At 71.9% G+C, this 16,478-nt stretch carries 17 protein-coding genes; 5 read left to right on the top strand and 12 right to left on the bottom strand.

Translation table 11 applies throughout. The features are described 5' to 3' along the window. Positions 1-43 precede the first annotated feature (43 nt). The 4 genes from AB0L74_RS30270 (at position 44) to AB0L74_RS30285 (ending at position 3,611) form a co-directional block, all read left to right on the top strand. Positions 44-1,252 (top strand): pyridoxal phosphate-dependent aminotransferase, encoded by a 1,209-nt coding sequence (locus AB0L74_RS30270; RefSeq protein ID WP_365659323.1) that lies wholly within the window; start codon positions 44-46, stop codon positions 1,250-1,252. 83 nt (positions 1,253-1,335) lie between these two features. Next, positions 1,336-2,187, top strand: coding sequence for a maleylpyruvate isomerase family mycothiol-dependent enzyme (locus AB0L74_RS30275; RefSeq protein ID WP_365659326.1), 852 nt, complete (start codon positions 1,336-1,338; stop codon positions 2,185-2,187). A gap of 138 nt (positions 2,188-2,325) precedes the next feature. Beyond that, positions 2,326-2,925: a histidine phosphatase family protein gene (locus tag AB0L74_RS30280; protein ID WP_365659329.1), complete on the top strand. Its 600-nt coding sequence runs from the start codon at positions 2,326-2,328 to the stop codon at positions 2,923-2,925. A 56-nt stretch (positions 2,926-2,981) separates the two neighbouring features. Continuing rightward, positions 2,982-3,611, top strand: a complete 630-nt coding sequence (locus AB0L74_RS30285) for a hypothetical protein (protein ID WP_365659332.1) — start codon at positions 2,982-2,984, stop codon at positions 3,609-3,611. A gap of 71 nt (positions 3,612-3,682) precedes the next feature. On the opposite strand, the gene AB0L74_RS30290 is transcribed toward AB0L74_RS30285, so the two are convergent. The 12 genes from AB0L74_RS30290 to AB0L74_RS30345 form a co-directional block, all read right to left on the bottom strand. Further along, entirely contained in the window at positions 3,683-4,474 is a 792-nt protein-coding gene (locus AB0L74_RS30290; RefSeq protein ID WP_365659335.1) for an ABC transporter permease, read from the bottom strand. Further along, positions 4,471-5,451 carry an ATP-binding cassette domain-containing protein gene (locus AB0L74_RS30295; protein ID WP_365659338.1) on the bottom strand — a complete coding sequence of 327 codons (981 nt, stop codon included), beginning with the start codon at positions 5,449-5,451 and terminating at the stop codon, positions 4,471-4,473. Before AB0L74_RS30295 ends, AB0L74_RS30290 begins: the two co-directional genes overlap by 4 nt. Before the next feature lie 66 nt (positions 5,452-5,517). Beyond that, on the bottom strand, positions 5,518-6,366 hold the full coding sequence (locus AB0L74_RS30300; protein WP_365659341.1) for a DUF4097 family beta strand repeat-containing protein: 849 nt from the start codon (positions 6,364-6,366) through the stop codon (positions 5,518-5,520). 80 nt (positions 6,367-6,446) lie between these two features. Beyond that, complete coding sequence (locus tag AB0L74_RS30305) at positions 6,447-6,959, bottom strand: hypothetical protein (RefSeq protein WP_365659344.1); 513 nt, start codon at positions 6,957-6,959, stop codon at positions 6,447-6,449. Positions 6,960-8,222: 1,263 nt separating this feature from the next. Next, a complete protein-coding gene (locus AB0L74_RS30310) occupies positions 8,223-9,605 on the bottom strand; it encodes a nucleobase:cation symporter-2 family protein (RefSeq protein WP_365659347.1) in 1,383 nt (460 codons plus the stop codon). Positions 9,606-9,882: 277 nt separating this feature from the next. Next, positions 9,883-11,268 carry an 8-oxoguanine deaminase gene (locus AB0L74_RS30315; protein WP_365659350.1) on the bottom strand — a complete coding sequence of 462 codons (1,386 nt, stop codon included), beginning with the start codon at positions 11,266-11,268 and terminating at the stop codon, positions 9,883-9,885. Positions 11,269-11,336: 68 nt separating this feature from the next. Then, positions 11,337-12,746, bottom strand: coding sequence for a nucleobase:cation symporter-2 family protein (locus AB0L74_RS30320; RefSeq protein ID WP_365659352.1), 1,410 nt, complete (start codon positions 12,744-12,746; stop codon positions 11,337-11,339). Between the two features lie 63 nt (positions 12,747-12,809). Then, the gene (gene pucL / locus AB0L74_RS30325) at positions 12,810-13,733 is read right to left on the bottom strand and encodes a factor-independent urate hydroxylase (RefSeq protein ID WP_365659355.1); all 924 of its coding nucleotides are present in this window, start codon (positions 13,731-13,733) and stop codon (positions 12,810-12,812) included. Between the two features lie 4 nt (positions 13,734-13,737). After that, complete coding sequence (uraH, locus tag AB0L74_RS30330; RefSeq protein WP_365659358.1) at positions 13,738-14,127, bottom strand: hydroxyisourate hydrolase; 390 nt, start codon at positions 14,125-14,127, stop codon at positions 13,738-13,740. Further along, positions 14,124-14,642: a 2-oxo-4-hydroxy-4-carboxy-5-ureidoimidazoline decarboxylase gene (uraD, locus tag AB0L74_RS30335; protein WP_365659361.1), complete on the bottom strand. Its 519-nt coding sequence runs from the start codon at positions 14,640-14,642 to the stop codon at positions 14,124-14,126. The genes uraH and uraD overlap by 4 nt, the downstream gene beginning before the upstream one ends. 234 nt (positions 14,643-14,876) lie before the next feature. After that, positions 14,877-15,245: a helix-turn-helix domain-containing protein gene (locus tag AB0L74_RS30340; RefSeq protein WP_365659364.1), complete on the bottom strand. Its 369-nt coding sequence runs from the start codon at positions 15,243-15,245 to the stop codon at positions 14,877-14,879. Continuing rightward, entirely contained in the window at positions 15,242-15,493 is a 252-nt protein-coding gene (locus AB0L74_RS30345; RefSeq protein ID WP_164393097.1) for a hypothetical protein, read from the bottom strand. The genes AB0L74_RS30340 and AB0L74_RS30345 overlap by 4 nt, the downstream gene beginning before the upstream one ends. A 136-nt stretch (positions 15,494-15,629) precedes the next feature. Here AB0L74_RS30345 and AB0L74_RS30350 point away from each other — a divergent pair, with 136 nt between their 5' ends. Continuing rightward, on the top strand, positions 15,630-16,469 hold the full coding sequence (locus AB0L74_RS30350; protein ID WP_365659368.1) for a TIM barrel protein: 840 nt from the start codon (positions 15,630-15,632) through the stop codon (positions 16,467-16,469). Positions 16,470-16,478 lie beyond the last annotated feature (9 nt).

Genomic DNA, 16,478 nt, shown 5'->3' on the forward strand with positions numbered 1-16,478 from the left:
TGGTAAAACCAAGCAACACCAGATACCGGAGGGAAAGCCGCTCATGGAGTTCCGGCAGTCGAACAAGCTCAGCGAGGTCTGCTACGAGATCCGCGGCCCGGTGATAGAGCACGCCAACGCGCTGGAGGAGGCGGGCCACAGCGTCCTGCGCCTCAACACCGGCAATCCGGCCGCCTTCGGCTTCGAGGCGCCGGAGGAGATCCTCCAGGACATGATCCGCATGCTGCCGCGGGCCCACGGCTACACCGACTCGCGCGGCGTCCTCTCCGCCCGCCGGGCCGTCGCCCAGCGCTACCAGACGCTCGGCCTGGAGGTCGACGTCGACGACGTCTTCCTCGGCAACGGCGTCTCGGAGCTGGTCACCATGGCCGTACAGGCCCTGGTCGAGGACGGAGACGAGATCCTGATCCCCGCCCCCGACTTCCCCCTGTGGACGGCGGTGACGACCCTCGCGGGCGGCAAGGCGGTCCACTACCTGTGCGACGAGCAGGCCGAGTGGAACCCGGACCTCGCCGACATGGAGTCGAAGATCACCGACCGCACCAAGGCGGTCGTGATCATCAACCCGAACAACCCGACCGGCGCGGTCTACCCCAAGGAGATCGTCGAGGGCATCCTCGACCTCGCCCGCCGCCACGGCCTGATGGTCTTCGCCGACGAGATCTACGACCAGATCCTCTACGACGACGCCGTCCACCACTCGGCCGCCGCCCTCGCCCCCGATCTGGTGGTCCTCACCTTCTGCGGCCTGTCGAAGACGTACCGGGTGGCGGGTTTCCGCTCCGGCTGGCTGGTCGTCACCGGCCCCAAGCAGCACGCGAAGGACTATCTGGAGGGCCTGACCATGCTGGCCTCCATGCGCCTGTGCGCCAACGCGCCCGCCCAGTACGCCATCCAGGCCGCGCTTGGGGGCCGCCAGTCCATCCGCGAGCTGACCGCGCCGGGCGGCCGGCTGCGCGAGCAGCGCGACGTGGCCTGGGAGCGGCTCAACGAGATCCCGGGCGTGTCGTGCGTGAAGCCGAAGGGCGCCCTGTACGCCTTCCCGCGCCTCGACCCCACGGTGTACGAGATCCACGACGACGAGAAGTTCGTCCTGGACCTGCTGCTGCGGGAGAAGATCCAGGTCGTCCAGGGCACGGGCTTCAACTGGCCCTCCCCGGACCACTTCCGCATCCTGACGCTGCCCCACGCGGACGACCTGGAGGCGGCGATCGGGCGGATCGGGCGGTTCCTCGGCGGATACCGGCAGTAGCCGCCCCGCGCGCCGCGGCCCGCGGCGGACCACCGCGGAGTATTCCGTGGCGCGGCGGGGCGCCCGGCGGGCACGCTGTGACCATGAGCCCCGCGCCCCACGGCCTGCCCGACATGTCCTGGCTGGGCGACCCGGTCGACGCCCGCCCGTTGTTCGGCCCGGAACTTCGGGCACTGCTCGGCACCCTGCGCGCCCTGCGGCCCACCGACTGGAACAGGACGGCGGCCGGGCGCTGGAGCGTGCGCGACGTCGCCGCCCACATCCTCGGCGACTACCACGGCCGTCTCGGTGACGCCCCGGGCGGATACCGGCGTGTCTTCGCGCCCGGTGAGACGCTGGAGGCGTTCATCCACCGCACCAACCAGGAGTGGGTCGACCTGCGCGCCTCGGACAGCCCCGCCGCGCTCATCGGCGCCCTGGAGGCGGCCGGGGCCCGGCTGGCCGCCCGATTCGCCCGCGCCGACCCGCACGCGCCCGCACTCGGCGTGTCCTGGGCGGGAGCCGACCCGGCGCCCGGATGGCTGGACACCGCCCGGGAGTGCACCGAGTACTGGACACACCGGCAGCAGATCCGCCACGCCGCCGGTCTCGGAACCGACCCGGAACCGTCCGTCCTCTCCCTGGTCCTGGACACCTTCATGCGGGCCCTGCCCCATACCCTGCGGCATACGGCGGCACCCGCCGGAACCCGGATCCGAGTGACCGTCCAGGGGCCGGCCGGCGGCAGCTGGACCGCGACCGCCGCCACCGGCCGCTGGTCGCTGGCCGAACCGCCCGGCGGCCGGCCGGCCGCGTCCGTGGCGCTGGACGCGGAGACCGCCTGGCGGCTGTGCACGCGCGACATCGATCCCGCCACCGCCCTCGCGCGCGCCCGCGTCGAGGGGGACCGCCGGCTCGCCGGCGCCGCGTGCCGGATCGTGTCCATCGTCCACTGAGCCACCCCCCGTCCCGGCGACGGCGGCCCTCATCCGGGCCGACGGGGCCGGACGCCGAGGCGGACCGGGACCCGGACACGTATGGGTGGCGCGGGCGGAGCGCCGGGCCTCCGGTGCCGCGGCACTAGCCTGTGCGGCATGGGTGATCTTTTCCTCGTCCGGCACGGCGAGACCGAATGGTCGCGGTCCGGGCGGCACACCGGGTGGACGGACGTTCCGCTGACCGAGCACGGCCGCGAGGAGGCGCGGCGGCTGGTGCCGCTGGTGCGCTCGCACCGCATCGGGGCGGCGTTCGTCAGCCCGCTCCAGCGGGCGCGGGAGACGGCCGAGCTGATCGGGCTGGACGCGGTACGGGTCGACGCCGATCTGCGGGAGTGGGACTACGGCGGGTACGAGGGCGTCACCACCGTCGAGATCCAGCGGACCCGGCCGGACTGGTTCCTGTTCACCGACGGGGTCGCGCCCGGACCGCCGGACCACCCCGGGGAGACCCCGGAGCAGGTCGGGGAGCGGGCCGACCGGATGCTGGCCAAGGCGGACGCCGCGCTCACCAACACCGAGGGCTGTGTGGTGCTCGTGGCGCACGGCCACTTCCTGCGGGTGCTCACCGCCCGCTGGCTCGGGCTGCCGCCGTCGGCCGGAGCCCTGTTCCAGCTCGCGACGGGCACACTGTGCCGGCTGGGCACGGAGCACGGGCGGCCGGTGATCTCGGGATGGAATGTCAGACCCCCGGCGTAGCCTGCGAAGCGAACGGGTCCGGGCGCCGGGGCCGTTCAGCGGGGAGGGAGTACGCCGTGACACGACCGCCGACAGCCGCCCAGCGGCGGGTCATCGAGGCCGCCGATCCGGTCACCGGGCGGCTGAGGGGGACGCCGGCGCAGCTCGCGGCGCTGGTGCGGCGGGGTCTGGCCTTCCGGCACCCCCGGCCGCCGCACGACCACTTCCTGACGCCGGCCGGGCATCGCGTACGGGAAGCCGGGGCGGAGGGACCGCCCGAGCCCGCCCCCGCACCGCCCGCCACCGGAGTCTTCACCGCGCGGGCCGGCGGTGAGGAGGAGCCGCCGGACACCGGCCCGGCCCGGGCGCGTGAGGTGCGCGGCGCCTGGGAGGGGCTGCTGGAGCTGCGCCGGATGACCAACGCCGACGGGGCGACGGACCGGCCGTGCGGCTGGGAGCGATCGCATCTGGTGCGGGCCGCCGCCCTCGCCCTGGAGGCAGGCGGCCATCGCCCGGCCGGACCGGACGGCGCCGGCTACCGGGTCCGCGCGACCCCGCAGCCGGAGGCCGTGGCCGTGCACGAGCCCGACGGAGCGGCCCTGCGGGCCTGCGCGGTCACCTTGGAGCGGGCGGGATGGCAGGTCGGTGAGCACACGGAGCCGCGCACCAGGGCCCGTTACCTGCTGGCGTCCCCGCGCAAGGTGTGACGGGCGCGTTCACCCCGGAGTGGGCGAGCCGCGAGCCAGGGCTGTCGGATGACCGGCGGGTCCTGCCGCCGCTACTTCGGGTCGCGGTTGAACAGCGACGTGGACCAGAAGTAGCCGAGCATGGCCAGCCCGAGGCACCAGACCACGGCCAGCCAGCCGTTGTGGCCGATCCCGGTGCCGAGCAGCAGGCCGCGCAGGGTCTCGATGGCGGGGGTGAAGGGCTGGTACTCGGCGATCGGCTGGAACCAGCCGGGCATGGAGTCCACCGGGACGAAGGCGCTGGAGATGAGCGGGAGGAAGATCAGTGGCACGGCGTTGTTGCTGGCCGCCTCGGGGTTCGGACCGACCAGGCCCATCCCGACGGCGATCCAGGTGAGCGCCAGGGTGAACAGGACCAGGAGCCCGAAGGCCGCGAGCCACTCCAGGGCGGTGGCGCCGACGGAACGGAAACCGATGGCCGCCCCGACGGCGCCGACGAGGACCACGCTCATCAGGCACTGCGCCACGCTGCCGACGACGTGCCCGACGAGGACCGAGCCGCGGTGGATGGCCATGGTGCGGAAGCGGGCGACGATGCCCTCGGTCATGTCCATGGAGACGGACACAGCGGTGCCGATCGTGGTGGAGCCGATGGTCATCAGCAGCAGGCCGGGGACGAGGTAGGCGATGTAGTCGGAGCGGTCCGCGCCGCCCTCCCCGATGCCCGCGCTCATCACGTCGCCGAAGACGTAGACGAACAGCAGCAACAGCATGACCGGCGTGAGCAGCAGGTTCAGCGTCAGGGACGGGTAGCGCCGGGCGTGCAGGAGGTTGCGGCGCAGCATCGTGGCCGAGTCGCGCAGGGCGAAGGTGGGGCTGCTCATCGCAGGGCCTCCTTGGGCTGGGTGAGGGCGAAGAAGACGTCGTCGAGGTCGGGGGTGTGCACGGTCAGTTGGTCCGCCTCGACGCCGGCGGAGTCCAGCCAGTCGAGTAGGGAGCGCAGCTCGCGCTGGCTGCCGTCGGAGGGGATCTGGAGGGTCAGCGCGTCGTCGTCCCGGGTGGCCTCACGCAGGGCGGAGGCGGCGGCCCGGTAGGCGGCCGGGCGGGTGAAGCGGAGCCGGACGTGTCCGCCGGGGATGAGGCGCTTGAGTGCGTCGGCGGTGCCCTCGGCGGCGATCTTTCCGTCGTTGAGGACGGCGATGCGGTCGGCGAGCTGGTCGGCCTCCTCCAGGTACTGGGTGGTGAGGAAGACGGTCACCCCGCCGGTGACGAGCTCGCGGACGATGCCCCACATGGTGTGGCGAGAGCGGGGGTCGAGGCCGGTGGTCGGCTCGTCGAGGAAGATGATGTGCGGGTCGCCGACCAGGGTCATGGCGATGTCCAGGCGGCGCTTCATGCCGCCGGAGTAGGTGGAGGCGGGCTTCTTCGCGGCCCCGGTCAGGTCGAAGCGCTCCAGCAGTTCGGCGGCCACCCGCCGTCCCTCGCGCTTGGACAGGTGGCGCAGGTCCGCCATGAGGAGCATGTTCTCCTCGCCGGTGATCAGTCCGTCGACGGCGGAGAACTGCCCGGTGACCCCGATCGCGGCACGCACCGCCCGCGGGTCGGCGGCCAGGTCGTGGCCGCCGATGCGGATGTCGCCGGCGTCGGCGGTGACGAGGGTGGAAAGGATCTTGACGGCGGTGGTCTTGCCGGCGCCGTTCGGGCCGAGCAGCGCGAACACGGACCCGGCCGGGATGTGCAGATCGATGCCGTCGAGAACGGTCTTGTCGCCGTACGACTTGCGCAGGCCGACGGCGGAGACGGCGGCCGGCGACGGGCTACCGCCATCCGGCGTGGACATGGGCATGACAGACGAAGGCATGGAGCCCTCCCGTTCGAATGGGCGGAGCGACTGGGGTGGAGGCGGCTTCGCGGACGCGTGCGGCGCTCAGGCCCTGGCGCGACGGACGTCGACGTTGCCGTACCGGGTGCGAGCGCGGATCTTGACGATGTCCTCGGTCTCCCGCGGGGCCTCGGAGGCGGCGAGCGTGTTGCGTACCTGTCCGGAGCCGGCGTGGACATCGAGCCAGGCGGCGGTGCCCGCGCGGACGCCGACCTCGATGGTGCCGTAGGCGGTCTCCAACTGGACGGTGCCGCGGATCACTTCACCCACGCGCAGGGCGCCGTGGGCGGTGGTGGCGGTGACGGAGTCCCCGGCGCGCGCGATGTCGATGTCGCCGTGGGCGCCGTTCACCCGCAGCTCTCCGGTCACGGCGCCGACGGTCGTCGCGCCGTGCGAGTTCTTCAGGACGGCGGGGCCGTCGACGAAGCCGACGCGCAGACCGCCGGAGCTGGTGGTGATCTCCGCCGCGCCCTCGACGCGGTCCACCGCGATCGAACCGTGCGACGCCTTCAGGCGCAGCGGGCCGGTCTCGTCGAAACGGACGTCGCCGGTCGATGTCTTCACGCGGACCTCGCCGAGCCTCCCCTCGCCGAGCACGTGGGCCCAGGCGCCGCTGACGTCGACGCGCGAACCCGTGGGCAGCTCGACCGTCACGTCGACGGTGCCGGTACGGCCGAGGCCGAGCAGGCCGCCTTTGGGCGTCCTGACGGTCAGGGCGCCGCCGACGCAGGTGACCTCGGTCTGGGCGGCCGCCCGTACGTCCACGTCCTTCTCCGGGTTGCGGGGCCGCACCTCCACGACGGTGTCGGGGCGGTCGGTCGCGGTGAACTGGATGGAACCGGCCTCCACGTGCGCCGTGGCCGAGATCGGTGCGGGGGTGTCGAAAGAAGGCATGGCTGTCCCGTCCTCATGAGTCTTCGGGTCGTCCCCGCCGGTGGGACGCGGTGTGGGTGAAGTGGTGCGGGCGGGCGCGGTCAGCGCACCCAGCCCGTGAAGCCCTGTCCGAGGGCGCGGGTCTTCTCCTGCGTACGCGGCCGGGTGCCGCCGTCGACCGCGACCGAGACGGCGCGCACCAGCCACGCGTTGACCGACAGGCCCTCGCGGCTCGCCGCCTCCTCGGCGCGGGCCTTGAGGTGGGCCGGCAGTCGCAGGTTGACGCGGGCGGTGCCGCCCTCGTCACCGTCGGCCGGGGCCGGGGCCGGTTCGACGGGCGCGGCCGGTTCCGCGGGGGCGCCGCCGTCGGCGGGCGGGGGTGTCACCACGAAGTCGGGGTCGAGCCCGCGCAGCCGTACGTCGACCGAGCCGGGGGCGAGCTCACGGGTGATCTCGTCCATCGCGGCGGAGAGCACGTGGAGCATGGTCAGCCGGGCCGCCGACTCCAGGGGAGCGGTGAGCCGCTCGGCCAGCTCGCGGGCTTCGTCCCCGCCTGCCTCTGCGGCCACCGCGAGTTCACGGCGGAGGGTGTCGACGTACGGCGTGAGATCCATGACGCCATAATGGCACCACAGTGGCATCACAGGCAAGGCCGGATGGCGCTACGCGGGGAGTGGGCCTAAAGAAGGCCGCCTTGACCTGCGAAAACACCAAAGAAGTTCTCTGCGGCAGGGTGGCACCACACACCTCTACGCGCCGCCGAGAGCAGGAAATGGCACCGAATGGCACCAGGTGGCGCCATGCGGTGCCATGTAAGAGCGCGACAGGTGTCCTGCCGCCGAGGCGCTCCCCCGTATGCCGGCGCCCGCGGTCACCGGCGCCGGTGTCCGGAGCGCGCCGATGAACGGGAGGCCGTACATCGTGGCGGCCACCAGGATGTGCACGGCGTTCGCACCGGTCAGCGGACGGGAACGGATCAGCCGAAGGCGCGGCAGCAAACGCGCGGCGCGCCTGGCGGGCGGCGAACGCCGCGAGCAAATGGTCCGCTTCGCCGGCGTGCGTTCCTTCGCCGTCCGCGACGACGGGCCACGGGGCGCCGTCGCGCGGGGCGCGGGCCGCGACGGCGCCCCGTGGGACGCCGTGGCACGGGGCGCGCTAGGCGGAACAGGCGGGAGACGGCCGAGTACGTCATGGACCCGCTGCACCAGGTCGGTCACGCCCTCGACCACGCGAACCCGCTCGCGGGGGCCGAGCGGCCGCACCGGTCGGCGCTGAGGCGTCTGAAGCGGGAGGGGGCCCAGCGCGGCCGCCCTACCGGGACCTGAGCCTGTGCCTGGTGGACCTGCTCGTCCGCCAGGGGCCCATCGGTCCGCCGTCGACGTGCTCGGCGCACTGCTGGAGACGTATCTGAGCGGGGAGGAGCGGGGAGGACGAGATTCCCGGCGGTGACCGCCTTCTCGCCGCTCTGTGCGGGCGGCGCCGGGCGCTGCGAGGGGAACGGTGCTCGACACGCTGCCGCCCTCACGCCGCGACGCCGGGTCCGTGGCCGTCGGACTCCGTCCCGGGCTCGCCGGCCACGTGATCCGGCAAGACCGTTCCGCGGAGGCGGAGGAGCGTTTGGACCTGGCGCGGGAGGCAGCGGTGGCCTCCGGTCCGGAGAGCGGCGTGCCGCTGTGGCCCGTCCATCCGCGGCGGGCCCGACGGCTGTGCGCCCGGGGCCGCTGCGCGGACGCCGTCGCCCGCCCCGACGAGGCCGTCGCACCGGTATCCGGCCATCCCGACCAGCCGCGGTGCTCGCCGAGGAATCGGCGCCCGTTGCCGGGAGGCGGTGGCCGAGGCGAGGAGGCCGGGCGCTGACCCGGCCTCCTCGGTGCGGCTCAGTGCGCGGACGCCGGCCGTGCCCCCTTGATCTCCTCCCCCGCCTCCATCGGATGGGTCACGTCCTGCGCGTCCCGTCCCTTGCCCAGGTGGTTGAAGACCAGGTTGAGCAGCACGGCGGCCACGCAGCCGGTCGATATGCCCGAGTCCAGGATGATCTTCGCGGTCTCCGGGAAGGAGTGGTAGAACTCCGGCGCGGTGATCGGGATGATGCCGACGGCCAGGGAGACCGCCACGATCAGGACGTTGTTGTCCTTGTCCAGGCCGGCCCGCACCAGGGTCTGGATGCCGCTGGCCGCGACCGAGCCGAACAGGACCACGCCCGCGCCGCCGAGCACCGGGCGCGGTACGACGGCGATGAGCGAGGCGGCGATCGGGCACAGGCCCATCAGGATCAGGAAGCCGCCGCCGGCCGCGACGACGAACCTGCTGCGGATGCGGGTCATCGCCACCAGCCCGATGTTCTGCGCGAAGGCGCTGCACATGAAGCCGTTGAAGAGCGGGCTGAGCGCCGAGCCGAGGGTGTCGGCGCGCAGGCCGGCGGCGATGGTCTTCTCGTCGGCCGGGCGTTCGACGATCTCCCCGAGGGCCAGCATGTCGGCGGTGGACTCGGTCATCGAGACGACCATGACGACGCACATGGACACGATCGCGGCGAGCTGGAACTGGGGCGCGCCGAAGTGGAACGGGGTGGGGAAGCCGACGATGTCGGCGTCGGCGACGGGGCCGAAGTCGGTGACCCCGAAGGGGATCGCGACGAGCGTGCCCGCCACCAGGCCCAGCAGGACGGCGATCTGCTTGACGAAGCCGCGGGTGAAGCGGCGCAGGAGCAGGACGATGACCAGGGTGATGGCCGCCAGGCCCAGGTTGGTGGCCGAGCCGAAGTCGTCCGCCGCGGGGCTGGAGCCCTGGGCCCAGCCGAAGGCGACGGGCAGCAGCGAGACGCCGATCAGGGTGATGACGGTGCCGGTGACGACCGGCGGGAAGAAACGGATCGCCTTGCTGAAGAAGGGAGCGGCGAGGAAGCCGAGGAGGCCGGCGACGATGACCGCGCCGAAGATGATCGGCAGCGCGTCGGACTTGTCCTCGGTGGCGACGACGATCGCGGTCATGGGGGCGACACCGGCGAAGGTGACGCCGTTGACGAAGGGCAGCCGGGCGCCGATCTTCCAGATGCCGAGGGTCTGCAACAGGGTGGCGAGGCCCGCGGTGAACAGGCACGCACCGGTGAGGAACGTCAGTTCGACGCCGGAGAGGCCCACGGCCGCGCCGACGATCAGGGGTGGGGCGACGACTCCCGCGTACATGGCGGCCACGTGCTGCAGGCCCGTGGTCGCCATCTTCACTGGTGGGAGTTTCTCGTCAACTGGGTGGTCGGCCACGGCGGCTCTCCTCCGGTCGGTTACACGTCTCCGTCGACGTGGGTGTCATGGAGGTGGTGCGGGTGGTCATGGGGGGTTCCTCCGCGCTCGACGAGCGGAGCCGAGGTGTGGGGAGGGACCGGGACGGGGCCGTTCGGGAGAACGGGGAACCGCGCCGGGGCGCGCGCGTCCACGCGCGCCCCGGAGACGGCCGCCGCGGACCCCGCTCGGGTCCACGGCTGCCGGCCGGGAGCCGTCCCTCCCGGCCGGAGACCAAGTGCCGTACCTCGGTACGGGTTCAGCCCTGTGCCGCGACGCGCGCCAGGCGCCGCGCCTCGTCGCGCGTGGAGCGGGCGATGGCGTCCTCGTCGACGGTGAGCAGCCTGCCGTCCTCGACGATCTGGCGCCCGTTCACGAAGGAGGCCGTGACCGGGGCGGCGGCGCCGAAGACCAGCGCGGTGACCGGGTCGGCCATGGAGGCGTGGGCGAGCGTGTCCATCCTCCACAGCACCAGGTCGGCGAGCTTGCCCGCCTCCAGGGAGCCGATCTGGTCGGCCCGGCCCAGGACCTGGGCGCCGCCGTAGGTGCCCAGACGCAGCGCCTGACGGGCGTTGAGCGCGGCCTCGCGGTGGGCTCCGAGGCGGTTGATCAGCAGGGCGTTGCGCAGTTCGGTGTGGAGTTCACCGGACTCGTTGGAGGCGGTGCCGTCGACGCCGAGGCCGACCGGGACCCCGGCGGCGAGCATGTCGGGCACGCGCGCTATGCCCGCCGCCAGCCGCGCGTTGGAGGACGGGCAGTGGGCGACGCCGGTCTTGGTGCGGGCGAAGGCGGCGATGTCGGAGTCGTTCATGTGGACGCAGTGCGCCATCCACACGTCCTCGCCCAGCCAGCCGGTGGACTCGAAGTAGTCCGTCGGGCCCATGCCGAACAGCTCGTGGCAGAACTTCTCCTCCTCCACGGTCTCCGAGCCGTGGGTGTGCAGGCGTACGCCCAGCCGGCGGGCCAGTTCGGCGCCCTGGCGGAGCAGTTCGGTGGAGACGGAGAAGGGCGAGCAGGGCGCGACGGCGACCTGGGTCATGGCGTCGAAGGAGGCGTCGTGGTGCTCCTCGACGGTGGCCTCGGTGCCGGCGAGCGCGTCCTCCAGGCTCTCCACGGCGAAGTCCGGCGGCAGACCGCCGTCCGACTCTCCCCGGTCCATGGAGCCGCGGGCCAGGGTGAAGCGGACGCCCGTCTCGCGGGCGGCGCGGATGATCGCGCCGGACAGGTCGCCGCTGCCCCGCGGGTAGACGTAGTGGTGGTCCATGGCGGTGGTGACACCGCCGCGGGCCATCACGGCGAGCGACCCCTGGGCCGCCGCGTACACCATCGGCTCGTCGATGCGGGCCCACGTCGGGTACAGCGCCACCAGCCAGTCGAACAGGTTGTGGTCGGTGGCCAGTCCCCGCGTGATCCACTGGTAGAAGTGGTGGTGGGTGTTGACGAGACCGGGCGTGGCCAGATGGCCGGTCGCGTCGATCCGGCGCACCACGTTCTCCAGGCCCTCGGGGGCCTTGCCCGGGCCGACGGACTCGATCCTGTCGCCGGCCAGGACCAGATACCCCGAGGCGTACTCCGTGTCGCCCGCGTCCACGGTCGCGATCGCGCAGTTCTCGATCACGACCCGCTGGGCTGCCGATGGTGCCATGCTGCTTCCCTTGTCTTCAGTGGCGGCCCGTGGGTGGGGAGGACCCACGGGGAGGGCACGGCAGGACCCTAGGAGGATTTGAGTGCCGGAGCCGTGCGGCCCCGGGTGCCGAGATGATGGAAGAACAGGTTCAGTGCGACGGCGACGAGCGCACCGGCGCTGATGCCGGAGCCGAGCACGGTCTGCGCCCAGGCCGGGAACTCGGCGTAGAACGTGGGCGCGGCCAGCGGGATGATGCCGGCGCCGAGCGCCACGGCCACCAGGATGATGTTGGAGCTGTCGTCCAGCCCGGCCTCCGACAGGGTGCGGATGCCGCTGACGGCGATCGAGCCGAACAGCACGATGCCCGCGCCGCCGAGGACCGGCATGGGAACCAGGGAGACCACCGCGCCGAGGACGGGGAAGGCGCCGAGGATCAGCAGGGTGGCGCCGGCGACGGCGACCACGTAGCGGCTGCGTACCCGGGTCAGCGAGACCACGCCGACGTTCTGGGCGAAGGCGGAGGTGGGGAAGCCGCCGAAGACGGGGCCGATCAGGGTGGCGAGGCCGTCGGTGCGCAGCCCCCGGGTGATGGTCTTGGCGTCGGCCCGGCGGTCGCAGATCTCGCCCAGGGCGAGCATGCCGGCCGAGGACTCGGTCATCAGCACCAGCATCACGATGCACAGGGAGAGGATCGCCGCGGGCTGGAAGACGGGCGCGCCGAAGGCGAAGGGCGCGGGCAGCGCGGCGACCGGCGCGGAGGTGATGGCGCTGAAGTCGGCCATGCCGAACGGGATCGCGGCCAGGGTGCCGATGAGCAGGCCGAACAGCAGGGCGACCTGCTTGAGGAAGCCCTTGCCGAAGCGCTGCATCAGCAGGATGACGACCAGGGTGAACCCGGCGAGCGCGAGGTTGCCCATGGAGCCGAAGTCGGCCGCGGCCTTGTCGCCGCCCTGCGCCCAGCCCACGGGTACCGGCATCAGGGTGACGCCGATGAGCGTGATCACCACGCCGGTGACCAGGGGCGGGAAGAAGCGCAGCAGCCGTCCGAAGAACGGGCCGATGGCGAGGCAGAAGACGCCGGCGACCATGACGGCGCCGTAGATGGCGGGGAGTTGGCTGCCCTGGTCGTTGGTCTCGGCGATGGCGAGGATCGGGGCGATGCCCGCGGAGGAGGCCGCGTTGACGAAGGGCAGGCGGTTGCCGACGACACCCTTGACGCCGATGGTCTGGATCAGGGTCGCGATGCCCGCGATGAGCAGGCTCGCGGCGATCAGCCGGGTGCGGGCCGCGAGATCGAGGCCGCATGCCTGGCCGATGATGAGCGGAGGAGTGACAACGCCTGCGTACATTGCGGCGATGTGCTGGAGCGCGGCGGGGACGAGCCGCGAGGGGTGGAGCTTCTCATCCACCGGATGCACGGACGTGACGGCGTCCTCGATGTGCTCCGGCAGGGTGGAACAGGGGGCTTTTGCCGGCCCCTTTGCAGGCTGTGCCATGGTGTTCCCTCCGGTGTGGCGCGCCCCCGGTCCGGTGGCAGGACCGGGGGCGCGCGTCCCGCGTCAGAGGTTGGTCATGTCGACCGGGATACGGGCCTCACAGCCGTCCCGCAGAATGGTGGCCTCGATCAGGCCGTAGGGACGGTCGGCGGCGAAGTAGACCTCGTTGTCGTTCTTCAGCCCGAAGGGCTCAAGGTCCACGAGGAAGTGGTGCTTGTTCGGCAGCGAGAAACGGACCTCGTCGATCTCGCTGCGGTTGTTGATGATGCGCGAGCCCATCTGGTACAGCGTCTGCTGCAGCGACAGGGAGTAGGTCTCGGCGAAGGCCTGGAGCATGTGCTTCTTGGTCTGCTCGTAGGACTTCTCCCAGTTGGGCATCTTCTGCTCGTCGTCGGTCCAGTTGAACCGCCAGCGGCCGGAGACCTGGGTGGCCAGGATGCGGTCGTACGCCTCCTGGAGGGTGGTGTACTTGTCCTTGACGTAGCCCCAGAACTCGGAGTTGGTCGAGTTCATCACGATCAGGTCCTTCAGACCCGAGATGACCTCCCACTTCTCACCGTCGAAGGTGATCTGGGTGAGGCGGGTCTCCTGGCCCTTGCGGACGAAGGAGTGCTTGACCTCGTCGGCGCCGATGAACTTGGAGTTGGCGTCCGAGGTCTCGATCCGCTCCCAGGCGTACTCCTCGATGCGGATCCGGGCGCGGTGGATCGGCTCCTGCGAGGTGACGAAGTGCCGGGCGAGGTGGATGCCGAACTGCTCGGCCGACTCGATGCCGTACTCCTTGGCGAACGCGAACACCGTGTTCTTGGTGGTGTCGGTCGGCAGGACGTTGGCGTTGGAACCGGAGTAGTGGACCTCGTCCATGTCGCCGGACAGGGCGACGGAGACGTTCAGGTCCTTGATGTGATGGGTGGCGCCGTCCCGCGTGATCTTGACGACTCGGTTCTCGGCCTTGCCGTACTGGTTCTGTCCCAGGATCGTGGGCATTTAGCTAGCTCCCTCGGTAAACGGAGTAGCCGAACGGGTTGAGCAGCAGCGGTACGTGGTAGTGCTCGCCGGGCTTGACGGCGAAGGTGATGACTACCTCTGGGAAGAACGTGCCGCTGTCCCGAGTCGCGGGGGCGTCCTGCTGCGCATCGGCTTGCTTGTTCTCGAAGTACGCCTCGACGGCGAAGTCGAGCCGTACGTGGGTCGTGCCTTCCGGCAGGGCCGGGAGGTCCTTGCACCGCCCGTCCGCGTCGGTCGCGGAACCCCCGAGGTCCCGCCAGTCCGCGTCGCGGCCGGCGCGGGCGGCGAGGCGGATGGCGACGCCCTCGGCGGGGCGGCCGACACTGGTGTCCAGGATGTGCGTGGACACGGATGCGGTGGTGCTGGTGCTCATACTGGGGCGTCCTCTTCGACCAGTCGGGTCAGCCGGATACGGTTGATCTTGCCCAGCTCGGCGCGGACGATCTCCCGCTCCTGCTCCGGCGCGTTGCCGATCCGTTCCTTCAGCGCGTCCCGCATCTGCTCACCGGTCCGGCCGGTGGCGCAGATCAGGAACACATGGCCGAACTTCTCCTGGTAGGCCAGGTTCAGTTCGAGCATCTCCGACTTGAGCTCGTCGGAGGCGCCGGCCATGCCGCGCTGTTCCCGGGCCGACGTGGGGTCACCGGGCTTGGGGCGGCCGATCGGCGGGTGGCCGGCCATCGCCTCCTCGAGGTCCCCGGCCGTCAGCTCGGCCATGGCGGCGTCGCTGGCGGCGAAGAGGTCCTCGGTGGCGGCGTAGGGGCGGGCGGCGAGCAGCCGCCGGGCCCACGCCGTGGAAGCGCACGCCTCGAGGAGCGCGGCGAGGGCCGTGTCCTGATCGAGAGCGTTGAATCGGGCCAGGCCCGGCGGCGTGGAAGTGGACGTCACGGGAGCCTCCGTGGCCTTGTGCTGAACGGGCGTGCCGATAGCTAACGCCCTCCGAAACACGACGTCAACAGTTTGTTGAAAATTCGGCGTAACAAATAGGAGCGGCCACCGGGGGGTACATCAGGCCCTGTCCCGGGCCCTGTTGGGCGGCTCGTCCTGGGTGCTCCGGTATGCGCGAAACCGCCGCCCCGGGGGGCCGGGACGGCGGCTTTCGGCGAGGAACGGGGACCCCGGTCAGGTGCCCTTCTCGCGGTTGAGATAGTTGTAGACGGTGAAGCGGCTGACGCCCAGCGCGCTCGCGACGGTCTCGACGCCGTGCCGCACCGAGAAGGCGCCGCGCGCCTCCAGCATCCGTACGACCTCCTGCTTGGCCTTGCGGTCCAGTTCGGCCAGCGGTCTGCCCTGTCTGCGCTCCAGCGCGGCCAGGATGTGATCCAGGGAGTCGGCGAGTTGCGGCAGGCGTACGGCGACGACGTCGGCCCCTTCCCAGGACAGCACGACGTCGTCCTGGCCGGCCTCGTCCGGCGGGAGCATCTCGCCGCCGATCGCGTCGACCAGCGGCTTGACGGCCGCGATGAACGGCTCCTCCGCGGGGCCGGTCACCGCTCGCCCTCCCCGACCACGTTGACCTGGAGCGAGATCCGGGTGGCGCCCGCCTCAAGCGTCTTGCGCAGCAGCGCGTCCACGGCGGTGAGCACCGCGTCGGCGCGGCCCTCGGCGGTGTTGCCGAACGGGCCGACGTCCACCGCCTCCAGCTCGGCGGCCTCGACGACCTCGCGGGCCACCACGGCGTGCGGTGGCGCCTCGTCGAGGTCGAAGGGCTCGGTCGTGAACTCCACTCTCAATCGCACCCGCTCAACCTAACGCGCGGTGACCGTTTCCGCCGACCCCTCTTGACAAGGCGGACACCCCACCGGCAATCTTCCATTACGCAGAAACAAACTTCCGTACTACGGAAACTCGACAACGGAAGGGAGCGCGGCCCCGATGGGATTCGCAGACCAGCGCTTCAACGTCAACCTGTCGATCCTCTTCACGGAACTCCCGCTCCTGGAGCGCCCCGCGGCCGCCGCCGCGGCCGGCTTCACCGCGGTCGAGCTGTGGTGGCCCTGGATCGACGCGCCCACCCCCGAGCAGTCCGAGCTCGACGCCCTGAAGAAGGCGATCGAGGACGCGGGCGTGCGGCTCACGGGCCTGAACTTCTACGCCGGGCAGCTCCCGGGCCCCGACCGCGGCGCCCTGTCGATCCCGGGCGAGGAGTCGGAGAGGTTCCGCGCCAACATCGACGTGGCCGCCGATTTCGCCCAGTCGCTGGGCTGCACGGCGCTCAACGCGCTGTACGGCAACCGCGTCGAGGGCGTGGACCCGGCCGAGCAGGACGCGCTCGCGCTGGAGAACCTGGTCCTCGCGGCCCGCGCGGCCGACCGGATCGGCGCCGTCCTCCTGATCGAGGCCCTGAACAAGCCCGAGTCGCCGCTGTACCCGCTGGTGTCGGCGCCGGCCGCGGTGGGGATCGTCGACAAGGTCAACGAGGCGACCGGCCTCGGCAACGCGCGGTTCCTGATGGACCTTTACCACCTGTCCATGAACGGTGAGGACCTGCCCGAGGTGATCGAGCGGTTCGCCGCGAAGACCGGCCATGTGCAGATCGCCGACAACCCGGGCCGCGGAGCGCCGGGCACGGGCTCGCTGCCGCTGGAGGACCTCCTGGGCCGGCTGGCGAAGGCCGGTTACGACGGGTGGGTCGGCCTGGAGTACAAGCCGGGCGACCGCCCCAGCGCGGAGGCCTTCGACTGGCTGCCCCGCGAGGCCCGCGCGGCCCGCTGAACACCTCGG

Origin of the sequence: Streptomyces sp. NPDC052020, from assembly GCF_040680575.1 — a bacterium.
Lineage (GTDB): Bacteria > Actinomycetota > Actinomycetes > Streptomycetales > Streptomycetaceae > Streptomyces.